Raw genomic sequence first — 19,880 nt, 5'->3', positions numbered from 1 at the left:
GGCGCTGAGAGGTGCCCGTTTTTTTTATATAGAATCTGTTTAGGTTTTTGCCTTGTTCTGTTCTGTTCTATTCTTTTTACCACCAAGTACACCTTTGGGCTTGCTCAACGTCAACTCCGTTTCAAGAGCGCCAAAAATGCCCTTAACCCAATGGCTGTAGTGTGGTGTGGCATCGGAAATTGCTCAAAACCACTATATACTATCCATCGGTGAGTGGCTTCGATGTCTTCGGCAGCCCGAATAAAGCCCGCAGGCACTTTGGGAGTTAGGTTTCTTTTTATTTCAATGGCCCAGCGTTCGGTAGCATTTTCCAAAATAAGATCTATTTCGGTCTGTTCGGCGGTACGATAGTAGGAAACCTGCCATTGATTACTCAAATGGCTGAGGATACTTTCTATCACAAACCCTTCCCACGAGAAACCTACTAACGGATGCCCAAGGAGCGCGTCAAGGTCGGTAATCATGGCGAGGCGGTGTAGCAAACCACTATCTCGGATATACACCTTGGGTGATTTAAGTAATCGCTTTCGCGTATTTCCCGACCAAGGGGGCAATTCTCTCACCATAAAAAGCTCGCCCAAAATATCCAGATAACTCCTGACAGTGGTATGACTCACTTCCAGCGATTTGCCAAGCATCGAAAGATTGATTTGCTGCCCCTGCAGCTGTGCCAACATCTTCCAGAAAGTCCGCATACGAGCCGATGAAACCCTAAAACCTACCTGTGGAATATCTCTCTCTACGTAAGTTTCGATGAAATCGCCTCGCCAATTCCAACTCTCTTGGTCATTAGGTGCCAAAAAACTATCGGGATAGCCGCCCCTGAGCCAACGTTTTTCCAAAGGCTCTTCGGGTAGTTCGTCTATTTGAAAAGGACTCAACTCCATGTATCGAATCCTTCCTGCCAAGCTTTCAGAACTTTGTTGCAACAAATCTCTGGATGCAGAACCTAACAGTAAAAACTGACCTGCTCGCTCGCCTGCTCGCTTGCGTTGGTCAATCAGCACACGCAATGTACTGAAAAGTTCGGGTTGGCGTTGTACTTCGTCAATGATAATGAGATGGTTTCCGAATTGAGCAAGATACGCTTCAGGATTGGTGAGTTTAGTACGGTCGAATTCGGATTCTAAGTCAAGCAGTAGTTTGGGTTTTTGAGTGTAAACATCCGCAATTTTGTGGGCTAAAGTACTCTTTCCTACCTGTCGTGGGCCCAATAACGCCACAGCAGGCATATTTTCTAATGCTTCCAACAATTGTGGTTCGATGGTACGGAGTATCATTTTTGGTCATTTCCTTTTTTCAAAAATAACCAAAAGGTTTCATATTACAATTTTTTATCTAAAAATCTTGCTATTTGAAAGTTTATATTTCAGAATACAAAATTTTTATGTCTCGGTTTATTACTCCAAGTACACAGAAAACTCAGTGAGGCTACATGATGCTAAACCTCCATACACTTCCTACACTTTAGGTATAGCAATTTCATAACGCCCTCCCATAAAAACATACAAAATCAGTATCGCAGTAAAAAAAGCCAAGGCAGTAATGACTAAACCATGAAACGTAGCTTGCTTTTCGCCCACCATTCCAGCGATTTTTTTACGGTGCGTAGCTGCTACGTGGATACCCAACGCCATGATTCCCAAAAAATAATAGGGGACAAAGTAATACTTAAAAGGTGCTTCTAACACTACCCGAGCCGCAAAATAGAAGTCGGTGTTGGTACCAAAGTAGAGACGCTGCCCAACTACTGCCCCAATGTGTTGGACAATAAAAAACGCAAAAGCCCAACCAGCGTACATTTGCAAACGGTCGTTTAAACTCAAATGAGGCACTTTTCTAAGGGCCACCGCTTGCTTCATGCCACTATATACTTGAAACCCAAAACACAACAGAAGTACTGTCTCAACAACGGGCTGGCGGTATATGTTGCGCAGGGCTTCCATTATGTCGCGGTGCGTTTCGATGCCATACCACGCCATTGCGTGATTAAAAAGGTGGGCTGCGGCAAAGATGGCAATGATGATTCCCGAAATTCGGTGAAGGCTTTTTGTTTTGTCCATGGTGGCGAGTGTTTATACCTCCAAAAGTCTGGAAAGCGTCAGACACTTCATTTGACAAATGTCAAAAAATCAATATTTGGCCCTGATACGGCTCAAGGTTTCGAGGGTAATTCCCAAATAGGAGGCAATATGCGTCAGTTGGAGACGGTTGCTGAGGTCGGGGAAGCGGCGAAGGAAGGTGTCGTACCGCTGTTGGGCATTTTGAAACTGAATCATGTCAACGCGTTCTTGTAAAATCAAAAACTGCTCCATTGTCACCAAACGGGCGATGCGCTCCACGACGTGAAACTGCCGACAAAGTGCTTCTAAGTCATCATACCCAATGGAATACACCTGCGAATCTTCCAAAATTTCAATCGTATATCGACTGGGCTGCCGAGCATAAAAGCTATCGATGGCCGTAAAAGGGTTTCCCTGTGTCGCTAGCCAATCGACCACTTCTTTGTCTTCTTTTCCGTGAAAAACGCGCGCCAAGCCCGACACCATAAAAAACATATGGTGGCAGACTTGGCCTTGCTGAAAAATGATTTCTCCCTTGGCAAATCGGTGAAGCTTGGCTTTTTGGGCAATGAGCGCTTTGGCTTCCTCGGGAAGCCGTTCTATTTCATCAAAAAAGTGAATAATGGGCGACATCATTCAAAAAAACCCTCTTCATGCGCTTCACAGAAAGCGAAATAATCTTGGTGAACTTTGTTAGGATATTCGCGGCAAAACGTGAGTAGGTCTTGCTGCCACTGCGGTTGCTTCGCAAAGTCAATCAACTCATCGGCAATCGACGAACCTTGACGCCCTGCACTTCGTAAATGCCCCGAGGCAACAATAACGGCCGTGGTTCGAATCAAGTCTTCGAGCGTTTCCAGCTCGCCATCCCACAAATGAAAGTCTAGCTTGTCTTGCTCGGGTTGAAGTTCTTTCAACACAAACGATTTTCCCTGACCTACGATTTCGCAAAACAAGGTTGGTAGTACATTGTTGACCCGACTTTGGATACCCACAATCCGAGCGGCTTCAGTAGGCCAAGTAGGCTGGGAAAGCGGCAAAAGCGGTGCTAGCGTGGACGTTCTTGCCTCTTTGAGATCGAGCAAATACTGTTTCTCTTTCGTATTTTCGACCAAAATCACGTAACGTTCTAAACCCAAACTGGCCGTTCCCGTAAGCCGCACACCGATGTCACAAATACGGGTAAAAAACGGATTGGGGTGTTGTTGAAGCCAAGCCGTTAGCAACGTTTCGATTTCCGAACGCTTTTGTGCCGATATAGGCAACACCTTGCCATTTTCGAGGTTGAGTTTGCGTTCACCTTCTACTTTAACGGTACGTGCTTTGATAAAATCCTTGCGGCGGCGTTTTTCAAGTTGGTCAAAAAATTCGGCCAACATGCCTGTGGCAGTGCGCCTCTCAATGTCGATGGGTTTTCCCGAAACCAGGGTTTTGGTATAACTATCCAAAAACGCGAGCGCCATTTGTTCGTTTTCTTCGGGTTCCAAATCCAGCTCTTCCCCTGCGATGTAAAGGCTCGTGAGCATCCGTGCCAGCTCCCAAGTAGCGGGCAGTAGAGCGGCATCATCAAAATCGTTAATGTCAAAATAAACCAAGCGATTTTCGGCTTTGTAGGTACCAAAATTCTGCAAATGCAAATCTCCACACCCCCAAACGCGGGTCGGGTCGGTGGTCGAAAAATGCTGTGCAAAGTCTTGAAAAAAGACCGATGAAGTTGCCCGAAAAAATAAGAACAGCCCCTCCGACATGCGTTCGTATTTTTGTTCCAACAACTGTGCGTTGCGCCCTTGATTCGACTGTTTTATGTGTTCGTTGACTGTCATACCTGTAATTACGTCTAGTACTTTTCGTGAATTTCGGTCAAAATTTTCTCTACTTCTGCACGAATTTCGGCCGTTTTTTTGATATAAGCTCCGTTCATCAAGCTAAAAATCAGCGTTTTGCCGCTTTTGGTACGAAGATAACCACTCAAACAATACGTGTTGGCCAACGACCCCGTTTTGGCAAAAACAAAAGGCGTTTTGCTTTTGTACTGATTCCGAATGGTTCCCGCTTTTCCACCAATCGCCATCAGCCCAAAGAGGCGTTCTTGTTGAGGAACTTTTGCGTATATTTTCTGTAATAATTTCACCACCGAACGCGGCGTAAACAAATTGTAGCGCGATAAGCCCGAACCATCTTCCCAAATAGGCTCGTCGGGGAGGTCGGCCAAAAACTGTTTTTTAACGTGCTCAATGGCTTTCGTAGCGTCGATGCCTTCGTTGTTCGGGTCGATTTGGGAGGCGCATAAGAGTAAAATTTGCTCAGCAAACATGTTGTCGCTCACCTGCAACATACGGCGGTAGAGGGTATCGATAGGCAAGCTGTAAATTGTCTTGAACTGTGGCCCAAGAGCTGTTTTTGGAAACAATCGAACTTCTTTTTTGAGCGTATCCGAAAGCAAATAGGCCATGGTGGAGTTGGCAACGCGGAAGGGCAAATCTTCGGTAAACGATTTGGTAGGCCAACCCATCGAGTAAAAATTGTTGGCAAATTCGTCGCGCGCTAGTTTGAATTTTTCGGACCAAGCCGCCGTGCGCAAACTGTCTTTGAACGTACGCGGACTGACGGTGTTGTTGGTAAAGCGTACGACGTTGCCGTACAAAGGTAAAGGCGAAATCTCGGCTTGGTAGTAGTCGGCATAATCGGCCCACGACCAACCCGCCCCGAAGCGCTTGCCTGTGTAATTGTGGGGATAATAAAACAAATGGCCGCGCCAGTTTTTCAGAAAAGCAAAAACGTTTGAGGCAGGCATATCGGGGTGAAGTAAAGAGGGATCGCCTGTTCCCCAAAAAATCAGCGAATCACCCTTGGTGGTATAGCGCAAGGCGGGGATAGAGTCACCGAGCATACATAGCCCCGCGTAGAGCGTAAAAAGTTTGGCGTTGGAGGCGGGTGTAAAATAGCGGTCGGCTTGGTATTCGGCTACGGTTTCTTGTTTTTCGAGGTCATACAAGGCAAATCCCGTATGGTTTTGACGAAAAACGGCCGAATTACTCACCAACTCTCCCCACTTGGTAGCAGACGGTGCGTTGTTAACTTTGGCCGTCGATTTGGTTTGGGAAGTAGCACAACTTGTCAATAAAAAACTGCCAATAAAGGCAAAAAAAAGGGTTTGTAGAGGACGTAGCATAAAATCAAGCTTGTGGGTGGTACGTTCGCGAACTTTGCCAAAGTTGGGGACTTTGCCAAAGGTTTTTACATAATTTCCTCAAAACTTTTTTGGCCAGCCACCGTTTATACGTATAAGTTCCCTTATTTTGGGCTTCAAAGCTTTTTATTCCTATTTATAGCATGACGTTTCAACCTTTCTTAGAGGCCATTGGCAAGCAAGTCGATAACACCACCTACGGAGCAAACCCCATCGAATTATACGAACCTATTCAGTACATCATGTCGTTGGGAGGCAAACGTTTACGACCTCTTTTGACAACACTCTCGGCCCACCTTTTTACGGATGATTGGCAGAAAACCCTCAAACCCGCCGTGGCCGTCGAGGTGTTTCATAATTTTACGCTCATGCACGACGACATCATGGACTGCGCACCTTTGCGCCGTGGCAAACCGACAGTCCACGAAAAATGGAACGCCAATACGGCAATTCTGTCGGGCGACGTAATGCTGGTCAATGCCTATGAACTTTTGTTGGACGTAGAACCCGCCTATTTACCAAAAGTCATCAAACGCTTTAATCGGACGGCGGCAGAAGTATGCGAAGGACAACAGTTTGACATGAACTTTGAGACGCGTACCGACGTGTCGCAGGAAGAATACATCGAAATGATTCGCCTCAAAACGTCTGTTTTGCTGGGTTTTGCCATGGAATTGGGCGGAATTATTGCAGGAGCCGACGACGCCACCACCCAGGCCCTCTACGACGCGGGCGTAAGCATGGGGCTAGGTTTTCAGTTAAAAGATGACTTGCTGGATGTGTATGGCGACCCCGAGAAATTTGGTAAGCAAGTCGGCGGCGACATCATTGCCAACAAAAAAACGTTTATGCTCATCGAAGCCCTTTTGCTGGCCGAAGGGGAAACCAAAGAACAACTTCACTACTGGCTGGCTCAGGAACAAGGTACGTACGACACCGCCACCAAAGTAGCTGCCGTGACCGATATTTATACCCAACTGGGGATTGACAAAATTGCGGAAGCCAAGGCCAATGCGTATTTTGCCCATGGTTTTGACGTTTTGCAAAACCTGCCCGTAGCCGAAGCACGCAAAAAGCCTTTACTCGATTTTGCCGATTTTTTGGTGGGGCGTGAAAGCTAACTCCTAGGTGTTTCACAACATGTCTCCCTTGCTACAAGCACATATCAATAAATTTGTTTCCATTAGCGATGACGAAATGGCCGAAATTTTCGGCTATTTCAAACATCAAACGCTCAAAAAAAAGGAAAATTTATTGAACGAAGGGCAGGTCTGCAAAGCAACCTATTTTGTGGCCAAGGGAATTTTAAGGAAATATTTTATCAGCGAAAAGGGCGTCGAGCAAACCACCGAATTTGCCATCGAAAACTGGTGGATGACCGATACTTTCTCGTTTATCAGTCAGGCAAGTGCAGAATTTTACATTCAGGCAGTCGAAAACACAGAGGTGTTAATGCTTCACCGAGATGCCCACGACAAGCTGCTGGAAGCCCACCCTGCGATGGAAAAATACTTTAGATGCGTTTATCAAAGAGCATTGGCCGCTACTCAAAAGCGCCTCAAATTTCGGCACGAACACTCTAGCGAAGAGCTTTACCATTTTTTTCGGAAGAGCCAACCCGAATTCCTCCAGCGCGTTCCGCAATACCTCATTGCCTCCTACCTCGGTTTTACCCCTGAATATTTAAGCGAAATCAGGAAAAAAAGCATTTCTTAAACCAGTTTAAGTTTTTTTTACCGTTGTTGCCTCACCTTTGTACCATCATTTCAAACATCATAAACAAAGGTAAAAATGAGCAATCGAGTAAAAATTCAGAACGCTTTTCCCGAAGCATGGAAAGCCATGTACGGAGTTGAAACTACCCTAGCAAACACCAGCATTCCGCTTACGACTAAAGAATTAATGAAAGTAAGGGCTTCGCAGCTCAACCAATGTGCTTTCTGTATCGACATGCACGCTACCAGCGCCCTAAAAAACGGCGAAACCGCCAAACGGTTACTGTTATTGGATGCGTGGAAAGAAACCGACCTTTTTTCGGAAGAAGAAAAAGCCGCGTTGGCCGTTGTCGAAGACATCACACTGATTCACCAAGGAGGCTTGTCGGAGGCTACCTATCAAAATGCCCAAAAGTACTACGACGAAAAAAGCATTGCCCAACTCATCATGGTGGCGGTCGTTATCAATTCTTGGAATCGAATTGCCATCAGCACTCAGCTTCCTGTCGCCAAATAATCAATCATCGTTTTATTTGACAACAGCCTGACAGCAAATGGGTCGAAAGGTAATGTGCTACGTTAGCAGTAATTTAACAGGGAAAGGCACTTTTGTAGGTGTAAAAAAATGGCACAAGCAACACTTACCATTGTAACCAATGAAATCAAACCTTTCTCGCCGCGATGCCCTCAAAACCTTAGGAGCTTCGGCGGCTACGATTCCTGCTATTGTCGATTCTGCTGAAGCGCACGCCCCCCTTAAACTCAAAGGAAATATCAAGCACTCAGTAAGTCGCTGGTGCTACGCCTCTATCCCCTTCGAAGAACTTTGCCAAGCCAGCAAAGACATGGGCATTGAGTCGATTGAGCTAACAGGACCCAAAGAGTGGGCGATTATGAAAAACTACGGCTTGACCTCTGCCTTGGGATGGGCCGACCCTTGGCCTGAAAAAACGGGCTTAGGTAGTTTTTTGAACGACCCTAAAAATCACGACATCATCGTAAAATGCTACGAAGAATTATTGCCCCAAGCCCAAGAGTACGGAATCACCAACGTAATTTGTTTCTCAGGAAACCGCCGTGGTTTGGGCGATTATCAAGGATTGCTCAATTGCCAAAAAGGGCTTAAACGCCTGATTCCGTTGGCCGAAAAATACAACGTAACCCTCACGATGGAGTTATTGAGCTCACGCGCTAGTCACCCTGATTATCAAGCCGATAATGTAGAATGGGGAGCAGTACTGTGCGAAATGGTGGGGTCTGAGAAATTCAAACTCTTGTACGACATTTACCACATGCAAAGCATGAGCGGCGACCATATTCGCAACATTCAGCGCTATGGTAAATACATCAGTCACTACCACACAGGCGGGCACCCTGGTCGTAACGAAATCGACGATACCCAAGAAATTTATTACCCTGCCATTGTGAAAGCGATTGTGGCCTCGGGTTATAAAGGATACATCGGACAAGAATTTGTACCAAAAGCCAAAGACAAAGCAGGAATGCTAGAAGCTTTGAAAAAATGCGTGTTGATTTGCGACGTGTAACGTATCTGATTGGTTTATTTTTAGGGGCAAAACCCAACATAAACCATACCAAAGCAAATTTGTCATAAACCAGCATTTACAGTATAAAAATATCATTATAAACTATTTTCTAGTTTATAAAATTAAAAAGGGGCGTTTTTCACAAACGTCCCTTTTTTTGTAAATTACCCAAAAAAAAATTTATTCACACTAAGTATTTTAAACTCGTTAATCGTCTATGCCTTAAACTGACCTCTTTAAAAAAACCAAATGGAGCAACCAAAGCCGAACTCCGAACGAACTCCTTTTTGGCAGATAACCAATGATGAAGCCCCTAAAAACCTATCGCTAGAAGTAGAGGATAGGGTAAGGCAAGCGTTCGGCCAAAGTGTCGATGCAGGCATTGCCTTGCTGTTTAGGCTGTATTACACTCCCCTTTGTAGCCATGCGCTGCGATTTGTTTCTTCAAAGGCCATTGCCGAAGACTTGGTGTCGGATATTTTCTACGAATTTCACAGCGAACAACTTTACAAAAAAATAGATACTTCGTTTAGGGCTTATCTATTTACTACCATCCGACATCGCTGTTTTGATTACGTACGACGGGAAATGCAGCGCAAAACCGCCCTCGAAAATGCCGCGTCGGTAAGTACCCACGAAGCACAACACCCCGACTCCATCACCCAGTACGAAGAACTTTACCAAGACATTCAGAATGCCATCAATGCCATGCCCATCAAGCGCCGTCAGATTTATTTGATGAACCGCTTCGATGGCAAACGGAGCCACGAGATTGCCGAAGAATTGTCGGTTTCGTCTCGTACTGTGGAAGCACACCTTTACCAAGCCTTTAAACAACTACGCGATACCCTACGCGATAAATGGTCATAATCAAATGCAATCCACAAACGTCCACATAACCGATGACATGTTGGGCAAATACCTAGCGGGCAATGCGACGGTATTTGAAAAACAACAGATTGACGAATGGGTGAAGTATTCCGAAAATCTAGAAAAATTTTACGCCGCCCTTGTTCGATGGGAGCAGCAAAACCCGCAGTTTGTTCCCGATGTAGAAGAAGCACTTCAAACCCATTTTGCTCGTATTCAGGAAGCTCATTTTCCTACTGCGAAATCAAGAACATTTTTTAAACCTTTTCAATGGTGGGCGGCGGCTTCTGTCGTAGCGGCCTTGGGCTTGACGGCTTGGCTCAAACAAGACACGATTTTGTATAAAACCTACCGCACCGCTTTTGGCCAAACTTCGTCTTTTCGCTTGGACGACGGAAGTCAGGTTACGCTCAATGCCAACTCTTCGCTCCGAGTACCGCGTTTTGGTTTTGGCGATCATACCCGTGAAGTATTCCTGCAAGGCGAAGGAGCGTTTTCGGTGGTTCATACCGCCACACACCAGCCTTTTATTGTCAAAACCAATCGCAAATTCGAGGTCTTGGTGCTCGGTACTGAATTTACGGTCTTCAGCCGTGAACGCGGTGCTAAAGTAATCTTGAACAAAGGAAAAGTACAGCTACGCTACCGCCAAGGCACTACGCCCAAAGAAGTAACGATGAAACCTGGCGATTTGGTGATGATTGACCCGCAAAACCAGCTGAAACAAACTGTAACCAGTGAACCCGAAAAATACGTAGCATGGAAAGAGCACCGCTTTGTGTTTGACGAAACGCCGTTGGACGACATTACGCACTTATTTCTCGAAAACTTTGGGGTAAAAGTCCGCATCGAAAATCAAGAGCTAAGTTCTTGGACGGTATCGGGTTCGTTTACGGCCCAAAATGCAGGCGAATTGCTCGAAACACTTTCGGAAGCGGCCAATTTGCGCTACCGTCACGAAGGAAATGAGATTATCATTTATTCAGAAACAAATCTATAACTAATCAACAATCACTGCCTTATGAAAAAACACTTACCTATGATGTTAATGGCAGGCATGGTACTAGGCGCCAACAGCCCTAGCACAGCTCAATTGCTTGCCCGCGCTCATGCCAGCGCCTCTATGAAAACAACTGCGGCCGCCGCTCAGAAGTCGCTCAAAGAAGCGCTTCATGATTTGAAGAACCATTACAAAAGCGACATTTTGTTCTTTGATCGAAACGTAAGTAGCTATTCGGTGTCAATGGATGCCGTTAATTACAGCCGTAACTTGGAACATAACCTCAGTAAAATCCTTCAAAACACCAATCTTCAGTTTAAGAAGAGCCATAACGGAAGTTATATCATTGCCCAAAAAGCCGAGAAGGGCGCCATGAACTTAGGCGGAGCTCCGCAAAATTCGACAGTGGAAAGCGCTATTCCAACGGTTGAAATGGTACAAGCAGTAGATAAGTCGATTTCGGGAAAAGTCGTAGATGCCGAAAAAGGGGAAGCACTGCCAGGCGTAAGTATTGCCCTCAAAGGAACTAACCAAGGGGTAGTAACCGACGCACAAGGCCAATACAAAATCAACGTTCCTGACGCTGGCGGGACGTTGTCGTTTTCGTTTGTGGGTTTTGCAACGCAGGAAATTGCGGTAGGTAGCCAAACCCAAATCGACGTCAAATTGGTACCGAGTGTGCAGTCGTTGAACGAGGTAATTGTATCAGTAGGTAGCCGTACGTCAAAACGTACCATGACCGATACACCACTCCCGATTGATATTCTTTCGGCAGCCGATTTGCGTACTACGGGTCAATTGACGTTTGACAAAGCCCTTCAATACCGCGTGCCTTCGTTTAACACCGTCAATACGCCCGTCAACGATGCGACATCGCTGCTTGACCCTTACGAAATCCGTAACATGGGGCCAAGCCGTACGTTGATTTTGATTAACGGAAAGCGTAAAAACACCAGTGCGTTGATGTACATCCAAACCTCACCAGGACGTGGGGAAAGTGGGGCGGACATTTCGGCGATTCCTCAACAAGCCATCAAGCGCGTAGAAATCTTGCGTGATGGAGCCTCGGCACAATATGGTTCGGACGCGATTGCGGGGGTAATGAACATTATCCTAAAAGATAAATTTGACTACGGTTCGGCTACCCTTACGACGGGTATCACCCACAAAGGCGATGGCCAACACGTTGGAGTTGCGGTAAACAACGGGGCAAATTTTGGCAATGGGTACATCAACTACACCATCGACTTCAGTCGTACCGCTTTGGCCAACCGCCCGGGCACTGTAAGCGCTGAAGCCGAAGCCGATGGCAACCTGGGATTTGGGGCTGATTTGTCCACCGTAAAAGCATTTTTGGCCAAATACCCTGACGCAGGAAACGTCAACGGCCAACCTGAAAACACGGCCGCGAAGTTTTTGGTAAACGGCGGAGTACCTGTCGGCGAAAACTCGGAGTTTTATTTCAATGCTGCTTACGTTTACAAAAAAGTAAACAGTTTTGCCAATTACCGCACACCTTACTGGCGTACGACCGACGACGGACTTCTTACCCCTGCGGGTCAAACTTACGTAGGTTACGTACCAACCTTCCAGGGTGATTTGAACGACTACAACGGAACAATGGGGGTACGTAGCGAAAAGAACGGCTGGAAAACTGATTTGAGCTTTACAACGGGTGGCAACAAGCAACTTTATACGGTGTCAAATACCCGCAACCGTAGTTTGGGTAAAAACTCCCCTATTTATTTTAAACCAGGCGGCTATGCCTTCTCGCACAATGTAGGAAACATTGACCTTTCAAAACAGCTCTCTGACAAACTTAGCTTTGCCATTGGGTCGGAGTTTCGGATGGAGAAATTTACGGTGTTTGAAGGAGATACTTCTTCGTACGTAGGCTCAGGCGCCGACTCTTTCCCAGGCACAACGCCTAACAACGCAGGAACAAACACGCGTTTCAACTTCGGGGGATACGTGGACTTAGGTTATGATATTACGCCAGATTTTTTAGTCAATGGTACATTCCGTGCCGAACGCTATAGCGATTTTGGAAATGCCAACGTATTCAAAATCAGTAGCCGTTATAAATTCAACAACGATAAAGTAACCATTCGTGGGTCGTATTCTACGGGTTTCCGCGCGCCGTTGTTGCATCAAATTTACCAACAGTTGGCGCAAGCAAGCTTTGTGCCTGGCCAAGGTATTCAAACAAAAGGTATCGTAAACAACGTAAGTCCGCAAGCATTTGCGTTGGGGGTACCTAAACTTACGCCTGAAAAATCGACCAACTTCACGCTTGGTTTGGGCTTGAACCCTAACAAAAACTTGAGCATTACGTTGGATTACTATAACATCAAAGTGAAAGACCGTATCGTACTTGGTTCGGAAATTGCGGGGACAACAGCGGGCAATACCGCTTTAGATAAAATCTTGACCAGCAACGGTATTGTGGCGGTAAGCTTCTTCTCAAATGCCCTAAATACAACAACATCGGGACTTGACTTTGTGGTATCTCAACGCAATTTGCTCCTTGGCCCAGGAAAGCTGTCGGTCAATTTGGCAGGTAATTACACCTTCGAGAATAAATATACGTCAGTAAAAAATACGAAGTTGATTGCCGATGCGGGCAAGTCGGTGTTTGACCGCACACAAGATGCGCTTTTGTTTTCGTCACGTCCTAAGTACAAAACAATTCTTGGCTTTGACTACGCGCTCAAGAAAATTATGTTCAACCTCAACAATACCTTGTTTGGCCCCACTCGTTTCCACCAAAATGGTTTAGACGAAAATACCGATACGGAGTTTGTCCCAGCCGTGGTTACTGACTTGAGCATTACGATTCCGTTTACGTCAAAAGCCACATTGACGCTCAATGCCTCTAACTTATTCAATGTCATGCCAAAATGGGATTTTGTTGACCTCAAAACAGGTACTCGTACGCGTTTTGATGCCAAAAACAACGTGCCATCTGCCAAATATTGGGACCAATATAACTTGATTACGTTCAACGGACGCTACTCAAACGTGACTTACGATGGTTCGCAGTTTAGCCAATTAGGGGCTATTTTCAACGCAAGCCTCAACTTCAAGTTCTAGGCTTGTTAAGTAATAAAGCAAAAGTTTTTGAGTAATTCAAAGTAGCCTCGGTAGAGGCGCAACATTTGTAGTAACAGCAGGTGATTTTTTAATTTTTGCTTCGGAGAAGCATAACAAAGCAACAAGTTATGCTTCTCCGAAGCAAAAGGGTTTTATGGATGCCCCCTCTACTACTACAAAGGTTGTGCTTCTCCGAAGCGATATAAACTACAAATACACTAAAATTTATGCTCAACTAATTAATAACATATCATCGGGTTGTGAGCAACCCTTTACACGATAATACAAAAAACGCTGGCAATGATTGTCAGCGTTTTTTGTGGGCAATAAAGTAAGCGTCTTTCCAGGCATAAGCGTCTTTGTCGAGAATCTGGCTTAGGGTGAGACCATTTCGAGCCAGTAACAATCGAAGTTCTTCCACCAAAAAAGCCCGCAATGTCACTTCGTCTTGACCAATCAACCTGTCCCCTTCGTAATAATCCGACACCCAGTCCCACGTCCAGCCCGTGCTCAAATTGGGCGTGCTTCGGCTCAACCGTCGGTAAGGAGATACCATAATTTCGTCAGTTCGGGTTTGATGAAAATCGTCAAAAAGAGCAGCGGCATCGATGGCATCAAAAACAAATTTTCCTTGAGGAGCAAGATGGCGGGCAACCGAAGCAAAGCACTGCTCTACATCCTGATTGTGAAGCAAATAACTTATACTCCGACCCGTAATACAAATCATATCGAAGGTACGCCCCAGCTCGAAACTACACATATCAGCCGCATGAATGCTGGCTTTGGGAACGCGCTGCCGAGCCAATTCTACCATCGACTCACTCAGGTCGATGCCCCAATAGTCGTAGCCTGCGTCGCAAAACCGTTGGGCTAGATTCCCTGTGCCACAGCCCAGTTCGAGTACCGACTGGGCTGTGGCGTTTTGTAATTGCTGGTGATAAAAGGCAAACTCTTGGTCATAATCAAAGAGCTGCTGGTACATTTGGTCATAGACCTTGGCAAGTTCGTTGTATAAAGCACTCATGGGAGTTCAAAAACCCTAACCTACGGCATTTAGCTCATAGTGCAGCGGTTGAACAAGGTTTTTTTTCTCCAAAATCACTCCATTGGTATGTTTTGACAAAATAAAGCCATGTTCGTACAAATACTCTAAGTTCCAGCGGCGTACCATTCCATGCTGCATCAACAACGGGCTTTCGGCATGGTTGATAAAATGCCCCAGTCCGTAGTAGTCATCCATTTCTTGGGCAGTGATGCTAAACGGCGCGGAATTAATCAAGGGGAAATATTCGAGTGTGATTACTAACGACTGAGTACCTACGTCAGTGAGGCGGTCGATGGCGCGCAGGTATTCTTGGCGCATATCGAGCGGTAGCGCTACGAGCGAAGCACGGTCATACACCCAGTCGATGGGGCCGAGGTCTTCGGGCGTAAGCGCCATAAAATCTTTTCTAAGTAAGGTAATATTGCCTGCGACGTACGTCTCTTCGTCTGGTTGGTGATACGATAATTTATTCTCCTCAAAAAACTCAATGATGGCTTTTTCAACAAGCTCAACCCCTATGACTTTGTCGGCAAAAGCCGCGAGATAAACCATATCAAGACTTTTGCCGCACAAAGGGACAAGGACAGTTTTACCGCGTAATTCGCTGGGGGTAAAGTATGTTAAAACAAACGGATGAATGTCGCGACGGTGAAAACTCGTGTAAAAACCGCCCTTGTCCCATGAGTCGAACCAAAATTTTGCTTCCATTGCTGTAGTTGATTAAAGAGTGTTTAGAGGATAAAACTGATTGTTGGTTCAAAAGTAAGGGAGATAAACAGGGTACTCAATTATGCTTTTTTGAAGCGTAGATTTATACTTTCCAGCCGTTGGTTTTGGTCATTAAGGCGTAAGTTCCAACTTTTTTGAAGGTACTTTTTTCTACTATGCAGGTGTTAAAAAATAGCCCAAAGGAAAGTTAATGCGCGTGCTTTTTGAGCCACTTATCCAAGACAGGAATACACCGTAAGTTGGCCCGATTTTGGTAGCTTTCGAGCGGTGTATCCAAGGCCGCTCGCAGCTTCCGAACCGCAGGAACGTAGTTTATTTCTGAGCCTTCAAATTTGGCAATGGTTTCGAGTACATCTTCCGTTTCCGAATAAAACTGTCCATCGTAAAACGTGTGCGTTCGGCGCATTCCATCTTCAAATTGCTTGGCCATTTCCAAGATTCCTTTTTCGATTGACCTGAAAAACAAACTTTTGTCGGGGACGTCGTTATCGGCTAAAAAAGCAAAAACCTCGCCCGCCCAAGGCGTTTCTAAGCGACTGACGAGGTACTGTTGCCACTGTGGATTAGACTTGATTTTGGCCAAGGCGGCATTTCTGACTTCGGTATCTTGGTATTTGTTGGTAAATACCAAAATCGTCACTAACGACGTTTGAGCGTCGGTATTTTCTATTTCTTTTAAAAACTGTTGCTTACGTTGTAGTTCTTCATTGGTAGCGGCTTCGGCGCGTTGAGCCGCTTGAACGGGAATATTGGCGAGCCATTCACCTATTATTGCCAGACAACATACGGCACAAAATACCACCGTTCCTTTGAGCGCCCATTGCCAAATTACGTTTGGAATGACACTTTGCAGCCAAGGGTTGACAAGCACAAAACCCACTACCAATAAAGGCGGCAAAGCCCAAACAGCGACGTATTTCCCCAAAAAACGCATAATCCACGGTGCGCCACCGTCGCCATTCATGGCTGCAAAAAAGCTAAAAACCATCACCGATGTCCACCCCAAAACAACCAACGCATTGCGAAGAGACGGTTTTTCGGAAACCCAACCAAGGCCACCCTTCCAAAATACCAACGCCGTAGCAATGGTGATTCCAACAGCGACGGCGGCATAAGCAAACAACAACGCAAAGGCATGACCCACGCCCGCATCTCCACCAGGCGTAGGTTTGCCAGCCATGGTAGCCAGACTGAAGTAGCCAATAAGAGCCAACAAAAGGGCAAGATTTCCAAAGAAGGTCATAGCTTTAAGGGAAAAAGACCCTCAAAGCTATTTTTTTGTTGTCGCATCCCATAAAAAGAATGCCTGAAGCGTAGATACAGTACGTTGAGGCGTGAGGATTACATAAACTCACTCAGCTCCAACCAGCGCATTTCTTTTTCTTCCAATTCTTCGGTAATGCGCTCCACGGCTTTGGCCCACGTGGCAAAATCCTCGTGCGAGCCAACTCCACCGTTCATTTTTTCGACAAAATCGGCTTTTTGACTTTCCAGTTTCGCCATGTCGCTTTCCAACGTTTCAAATTCACGTTGTTCTTTAAACGACAATTTGCGCTTGGCGGGTGCCGAAACAGGCGTAGACGACGTAGCCTGCGGACGGGCAGCAACCGTCTGTTTGGCAGCGGCTGCTTGCTCTTTATTTTCGGCTAAGAAATTGCGGTAGTCGGTATAATTCCCTGGAAAATCGCGAATGTGACCGTTGTCTTCAAATACAAACAAGTGATCTACCAAACGGTCAAGGAAATAGCGGTCGTGGGAAACAATCACCAAACAGCCAGGGAAATTCATCAAAAACTCTTCAAGCACGTTCAGCGTCGTGATGTCGAGGTCGTTGGTAGGCTCATCGAGAATCAAAAAATTAGGCTCGTGCATCATAACACGCAAAAGCTGCAAGCGGCGTTTTTCGCCCCCGCTCAATTTTTCAATCATCGTTCCTTGCTTATTGGGCGGAAACAAAAATGCCTGCAAATACTGCGAAGCCGTCACGGTTTGGCCCGTCCCTAAGCGAATCACCTCGGCCACGTCTTTGACCCAATCCACCACCCGTTGGCCGTCTTTGTACTCTAAATCCGATTGTGTGTAATAGCCAAACTGCACCGTATCGCCGCGTACAACTTGGCCGTTGTCGGGACGGAGTTCGCCCGTAATCATGTTGAGCAACGTTGACTTTCCTGCGCCATTTTTCCCCACAATTCCGATACGGTCACCTTTTTTGAAGGTATATAAAAAATTGTGGATGATGGTTTTATCACCGTATTTTTTACCAACACTGTTCAATTCCACAATTTTACTTCCCAGCCGCGTCGATTTGATATTTAGCTCAATTTGGTTGTCGTATTTGCGCTGATGTGCCTTTTCTTTGGTATCTTCAAACGCATCGACGCGGTACTTGGCTTTGGTTCCACGCGCTTTGGGTTGGCGACGAATCCAGTCGAGTTCTTTGCGGTATAAGTTACGCGCTTTGTCGATTTCGGACGCTTCTACGGCTTCTCGCTCGGCTTTTTTCTCCAAAAAGTAAGCGTAATTGCCTTTGTAAGTATATAAATTTCCGTTGTCGAGTTCAACAATGACATTACAAACCGTATCCAAAAAGTAACGGTCGTGCGTTACCAAAAGGAGCGTAGTGTTTTGGGTGTTGAGGTAATTTTCAAGCCACTCAACCATGCTCAAGTCGAGGTGGTTGGTAGGCTCATCCAGAATCACCAAGTCAGGACTTTCGATGAGCACTTTGGCCAATGCGACGCGCTTGCGCTGCCCGCCCGACAGTGTCCCGATTTTTGCCTCAACATCATAAATGCCTAGTTTTCCCAAAATTTCCTTGACCCTTGCCTCAAAATCCCAAGCTTCCAGCGAATCGACTTGCTCAATGGCGCGCGCCAACACGGCGTCATCGCCTAGCAACAAAGCCCGTTCATATTCTTTGACCGCCGCCGCCACGGGATTTTTACCCGAAAAAATCACTTCAATAACAGGAAGCTGACCGTCAAAATCGGGTGCTTGGTCGAGGTACCCTACTCGAATGTCTTTTCGGACACTCACTACCCCTTCGTCGGGAGGGGTGAGCCCCGCCAAAATGGTCATCAACGTCGTTTTTCCCGTACCATTGGCCCCAATAAGCGCCACTTTATCGCCTCGGCTCAAGCCCAGCGTCATGCCCTTAAACAGCCACTTATCGCCAAAGGACTTCGATATATTTTCTGCAGATAGGTAATTCATACCGCAAAGGTAGCAAGCATTCAGTAACCAAACCGATTTTCCGACTTTATACTTTCGTCCAACATTCATTTTAACACCTATCACATCCCCCATGAATCGTCGCACTTTCATCCAAAGTTCCGCCGTTGGCGCTACTGCCACGCTTTTCTCGCCTTACGGCATTGCCGCGCCCCGTGCTTCTAAGTACCGTACTGCCCTCATTGGCACAGGCTGGTGGGGAGGCAATATTCTCCGCGTGGCAATGGCCGCAGGTCAATCTAAAGTTGTTGCCTTGTGCGACGTGGATCAAAATCAGCTCACCAAAACCGCCGCCGAAGTAGAAAAACTCAGCGGCGACAAGCCTAAACTCTACCGCGATTTCCGCGAGCTTTTAGCTACCGAAAAACCCGAAATCGTCATCGTCGCCACGCCCGACCATTGGCATCCGCTGATTTGCATCGCCGCCGTGCAAGCAGGGGCGCACGTGTATGTGGAAAAGCCGATTAGCCATACCATCAACGAAGGCAAAGCCATGGTAGCTGCTGCACGCAAGACTGGAAAAATTGTGCAAGTAGGAACTCACCGTCGGGTATCGCCCCACAACTTATCTGGTCGCGATTTTATTCGTTCGGGAAAAGTGGGCAAAATCGGAATGGTTCGAACGTTTGTACATTACGGCGGCGGCCCAGGCCAAGTAACTCCCGACTCCGAAACACCCCAAGGGCTTGATTGGGATATGTGGTGTGGGCCTGCTCCGTTGCGACCTTTTAATACCAAAATTCATCCGCGTGGATTTCGTCAATATTTAGATTATGCCAACGGAACACTGGGCGATTGGGGCATTCACTGGCTCGACCAATTGCTTTGGGTAATGGAAGAAAAATATCCCAGAAAGGTGTTTTCGACGGGTGGGCGCGCCATCAAAACCGACAATACCGATGCCCCCGACCACCAAGTGGCAGTGTATGAATTTGAGAATTTTACGGCCACTTGGGAACACCGTCAGTTTGCGGGAAACAACGCCGAAAAAACGCACCCACAACAGGCCGTAGGTTGTTATTTTTACGGAACAGAAGGCACTTTCCACATGGGCTGGCTCGACGGCTGGACGTTTTATCCGACCGATTCTAAAAAGCCCGTCATCCACGAAGATGCCAAACTTGACATGCCCGACCAGCAAAATATCGCCAACTTGTGGGCCGATTTTTTGATGTCAATTGAGAAAAACCAACCGTCGGTCTGCGACATTGAAATTGGTTACCGTTCTTCAAACATGGCTTTGTTAGGAATGCTTTCGATGAAAGCAGGGCGAAGTATTGAGTGGGACGGTGAAAAAGGACTCATCAAAAACGACCCCGAAGCCAACAAACTCCTCGAACGCCCCTACCGCAAAGGCTGGGAATACCCGAAAGTATAAAGGGAATGTCGAAGGT

The 19,880-nt window shown here is 46.3% G+C and carries 17 protein-coding genes; 8 read left to right on the top strand and 9 right to left on the bottom strand.

From position 1 onward, the window contains the following. Nucleotides 1-110: 110 nt before the first annotated feature. The 5 genes from AC23N5_RS13260 to AC23N5_RS13240 form a co-directional block, all read right to left on the bottom strand. Nucleotides 111-1,280, bottom strand: a complete 1,170-nt coding sequence (locus tag AC23N5_RS13260; protein ID WP_183970911.1) for an ATP-binding protein — start codon at nt 1,278-1,280, stop codon at nt 111-113. Between the two features lie 180 nt (nt 1,281-1,460). Continuing rightward, nucleotides 1,461-2,063, bottom strand: coding sequence for a hypothetical protein (locus tag AC23N5_RS13255; RefSeq protein ID WP_487755952.1), 603 nt, complete (start codon nt 2,061-2,063; stop codon nt 1,461-1,463). A gap of 69 nt (nt 2,064-2,132) precedes the next feature. Then, on the bottom strand, nt 2,133-2,699 hold the full coding sequence (locus tag AC23N5_RS13250) for a Crp/Fnr family transcriptional regulator (RefSeq protein ID WP_183970909.1): 567 nt from the start codon (nt 2,697-2,699) through the stop codon (nt 2,133-2,135). Continuing rightward, on the bottom strand, nt 2,696-3,886 hold the full coding sequence (locus AC23N5_RS13245; protein ID WP_487755951.1) for a DUF2252 domain-containing protein: 1,191 nt from the start codon (nt 3,884-3,886) through the stop codon (nt 2,696-2,698). The genes AC23N5_RS13250 and AC23N5_RS13245 overlap by 4 nt, the downstream gene beginning before the upstream one ends. A gap of 14 nt (nt 3,887-3,900) precedes the next feature. Next, nucleotides 3,901-5,235: a D-alanyl-D-alanine carboxypeptidase/D-alanyl-D-alanine-endopeptidase gene (locus AC23N5_RS13240; RefSeq protein ID WP_487755950.1), complete on the bottom strand. Its 1,335-nt coding sequence runs from the start codon at nt 5,233-5,235 to the stop codon at nt 3,901-3,903. Nucleotides 5,236-5,396: 161 nt separating this feature from the next. Here AC23N5_RS13240 and AC23N5_RS13235 point away from each other — a divergent pair, with 161 nt between their 5' ends. The 7 genes from AC23N5_RS13235 (at nt 5,397) to AC23N5_RS13205 (ending at nt 13,478) form a co-directional block, all read left to right on the top strand. Continuing rightward, a complete protein-coding gene (locus AC23N5_RS13235; protein ID WP_487755949.1) occupies nt 5,397-6,374 on the top strand; it encodes a polyprenyl synthetase family protein in 978 nt (325 codons plus the stop codon). A 19-nt stretch (nt 6,375-6,393) separates the two neighbouring features. After that, nucleotides 6,394-6,969, top strand: a complete 576-nt coding sequence (locus AC23N5_RS13230; RefSeq protein ID WP_487755948.1) for a Crp/Fnr family transcriptional regulator — start codon at nt 6,394-6,396, stop codon at nt 6,967-6,969. 75 nt (nt 6,970-7,044) lie between these two features. After that, on the top strand, nt 7,045-7,485 hold the full coding sequence (locus AC23N5_RS13225; RefSeq protein ID WP_487755947.1) for a carboxymuconolactone decarboxylase family protein: 441 nt from the start codon (nt 7,045-7,047) through the stop codon (nt 7,483-7,485). 139 nt (nt 7,486-7,624) lie between these two features. Next, nucleotides 7,625-8,515 (top strand): hydroxypyruvate isomerase family protein, encoded by an 891-nt coding sequence (locus tag AC23N5_RS13220; RefSeq protein WP_122934063.1) that lies wholly within the window; start codon nt 7,625-7,627, stop codon nt 8,513-8,515. 249 nt (nt 8,516-8,764) lie between these two features. Next, complete coding sequence (locus AC23N5_RS13215; protein ID WP_183970903.1) at nt 8,765-9,385, top strand: RNA polymerase sigma-70 factor; 621 nt, start codon at nt 8,765-8,767, stop codon at nt 9,383-9,385. 4 nt (nt 9,386-9,389) lie between these two features. After that, nucleotides 9,390-10,385 carry a FecR family protein gene (locus AC23N5_RS13210; RefSeq protein ID WP_183970902.1) on the top strand — a complete coding sequence of 332 codons (996 nt, stop codon included), beginning with the start codon at nt 9,390-9,392 and terminating at the stop codon, nt 10,383-10,385. 21 nt (nt 10,386-10,406) lie between these two features. Then, nucleotides 10,407-13,478, top strand: coding sequence for a TonB-dependent receptor (locus tag AC23N5_RS13205; protein ID WP_487755946.1), 3,072 nt, complete (start codon nt 10,407-10,409; stop codon nt 13,476-13,478). A 307-nt stretch (nt 13,479-13,785) separates the two neighbouring features. On the opposite strand, the gene AC23N5_RS13200 is transcribed toward AC23N5_RS13205, so the two are convergent. The 4 genes from AC23N5_RS13200 to AC23N5_RS13185 form a co-directional block, all read right to left on the bottom strand. Then, a complete protein-coding gene (locus AC23N5_RS13200; RefSeq protein WP_487755945.1) occupies nt 13,786-14,502 on the bottom strand; it encodes a class I SAM-dependent DNA methyltransferase in 717 nt (238 codons plus the stop codon). Nucleotides 14,503-14,517: 15 nt separating this feature from the next. Beyond that, a complete protein-coding gene (locus tag AC23N5_RS13195) occupies nt 14,518-15,231 on the bottom strand; it encodes a class I SAM-dependent methyltransferase (protein WP_487755944.1) in 714 nt (237 codons plus the stop codon). A gap of 208 nt (nt 15,232-15,439) precedes the next feature. Beyond that, the gene (locus AC23N5_RS13190) at nt 15,440-16,495 is read right to left on the bottom strand and encodes a hypothetical protein (RefSeq protein WP_487755943.1); all 1,056 of its coding nucleotides are present in this window, start codon (nt 16,493-16,495) and stop codon (nt 15,440-15,442) included. A gap of 98 nt (nt 16,496-16,593) precedes the next feature. Next, the gene (locus AC23N5_RS13185) at nt 16,594-18,468 is read right to left on the bottom strand and encodes an ABC-F family ATP-binding cassette domain-containing protein (protein ID WP_487755942.1); all 1,875 of its coding nucleotides are present in this window, start codon (nt 18,466-18,468) and stop codon (nt 16,594-16,596) included. A 91-nt stretch (nt 18,469-18,559) separates the two neighbouring features. On the opposite strand from AC23N5_RS13185, the gene AC23N5_RS13180 reads away from it, so the two are divergent. Continuing rightward, a complete protein-coding gene (locus AC23N5_RS13180) occupies nt 18,560-19,864 on the top strand; it encodes a Gfo/Idh/MocA family protein (RefSeq protein ID WP_183970896.1) in 1,305 nt (434 codons plus the stop codon). The last annotated feature ends 16 nt before the right edge of the window (nt 19,865-19,880 follow it).

The sequence above is a fragment of the Runella sp. R5_40 genome, assembly GCF_057652295.1.
This window is presented reverse-complemented; position numbering and strand designations above follow the sequence as displayed.